Origin of the sequence: Cytobacillus firmus NBRC 15306, assembly GCF_001591465.1 — a bacterium.
Lineage (GTDB): Bacteria > Bacillota > Bacilli > Bacillales > Cytobacillaceae > Cytobacillus > Cytobacillus firmus.
In genome coordinates, this window is the sequence record NZ_BCUY01000186.1 from 1 (window position 1) to 2,098 (window position 2,098).

At 32.9% G+C, this 2,098-nt stretch carries 1 protein-coding gene and 1 pseudogene; both read left to right on the plus strand.

What is annotated here, in order from left to right; translation table 11 throughout:
• Window positions 1–315 (plus strand): annotated as a pseudogene (locus tag BFI01S_RS21660) (hypothetical protein); the annotation flags it as partial.
• Window positions 316–490: 175 nt separating this feature from the next.
• The gene (gene spoIID, locus BFI01S_RS21665; RefSeq protein WP_061794414.1) at window positions 491–1,540 is read left to right on the plus strand and encodes a stage II sporulation protein D; all 1,050 of its coding nucleotides are present in this window, start codon (window positions 491–493) and stop codon (window positions 1,538–1,540) included.
• The last annotated feature ends 558 nt before the right edge of the window (window positions 1,541–2,098 follow it).

Sequence of the window (2,098 nt, forward strand, 5' to 3'; positions counted from 1 at the left end):
AAGGCTTCACAATCATTTCAGGAAGCAACTAAATTTATGGCCTTTAAGGATGAGCAAGGTTACTTTACAACAGACAAAGCAGGAAACTGCCCTTGTGGTTTTGGCTTTAATGGCAAAGGATTTGAATGGATACCAAATGCTGTTCTGGATCTTAAGGAATTCAGAATTGAAAAAGATAAAGTATACCTTACCTACAATACGGTTGAAGATATCAAAACCAATTATCAATTTGTAATGACTAAGGCGATAGGAAAGTATGATAGTGTGAAAAAGTGGAGGATAGAAGATATTAAATTGGAAGTGAAAAATAAGTAAAGGGCCCGTTTCTTATGTTCAAGATCAGCTGCCAAACCAGGCGGCCTTTTTTTTAACAAAAGGGGCAGTTTTGTTGAGTAAGACACTTCCATAATAATACAGATTTTATTAAAAGAAGTTCTAAATGCTTGTCCAAAACCCATATTAATTATGTATATAAATATGGGAGGTATTTATGAGACCAGTATCTATAATTATCATTTCATTTCTTATTTTCGTTCTTTGTGTCCCTTCTCTAATCGTAATAGCTTTTGGTACGGATGCAACAAGTACAAAAATTATATCATCCGAACTTCCTCAAACTACAAATTCAGATACCTTACCAAAAAACAAAACAGCAAACAATACAAAAAGCAGCAATAAAGACATTACTGTCTCAGTATTTAGAATGAATAATAAAGAAATTGAAAAGGTGTATTTAGAAGAGTATTTAAGAGGGGTATTAGCATCAGAGATGCCCGCAAATTACGAAATGGAGGCATTAAAAGCACAAGCTATTAGTGCAAGAACATATATTATGAAGTTTTTAATGACAGAAAACAAAAGTGACTTGCCAAAAGGGGCTGATATTACAGATTCCACATTACAACAAGTTTATAAAAACCAGGATGAATTGAAAGAAATGTGGAAAAACGATAATTATGAAAAAAATATTAAAAGAATAACACAAGCAGTTAACGAAACTCAAGGATTGGTAATGACTTACAATGGTGAGCTTATTGACGCTTCTTTCTTTGCTATAAGTAATGGGTATACGGAAAATTCAGAGGATTACTGGACTGCATCGCTTCCATATTTAAGAAGCGTCCCTAGTCCGTGGGACAAAGCTTCCCCTGATTTTATTAAAACAAAAACATTCTCTAGTAATGAAATAGAATCAAGGCTAGGAGTTAAAATCTCAAATGAGATTGATGTTCAAAGAACCTCTAGCGAAAGAGTGTCCACAATTAATATTAGTGGAAAGAAACTTACCGGAGCCGAATTTAGGGATGCTTTAGGTTTAAGATCCACGGATTTTAGCATAAAACTTAATGGGAATGATGTACAAGTAACTACTAAGGGCTATGGACACGGAGTTGGTATGAGTCAATATGGGGCAAATAGTATGGCAACAGAAGGAAAGAAATATAAGGAAATACTAGAGTATTATTATGAGGGAATTAAAATAGAAGATATAAAATCGAATCAAAATTATACTAAGCTAATCGTGAAAAATGAAAACTAATAAAAATTATTAAACAAGGCTGTCATTTCGGCAGTTTTTTTCTTATTTGAACAAACGGGGCAGGTTTGTGGAATAAGAAATGCTAAAATAATGTTAATTAGTTTTGGGAGGAATTCGAACTGAAAAGACCATTCGGAGTTCACATTGAGGGTTCAATTTATACAAACAACGGTGACGATTTAAGACACGATGTATTTTTGGAAGCATTTATTGATTTTGTTGAAAGCAAAGGTTGGAGTTTCGGTGGAGGTAGTTCCCAAATAGATGAAGAAGGAAAAAAGATAGCTGATATTGATTAGGTTGTTGAAATAGCAATTGCTTTGCTTCAATAAAGAGCAAAGCAATTTTCTTTTTTGCTAACGGGGGCAGATTTTAATTTAAGTAATATGAAAATTGAGTTATTAGAAAATATTGGTTATATTATTTGTTGATAAATGTGATTTTTGGAGGGGTACAATTGACAATCTATCAAGATATTAAACGTATATTTGAAGAGAATTCTTCTTATAAAAACCCAACGCAAGCAGTAAATCAGGCAAGCTCATTAAATGCATTATC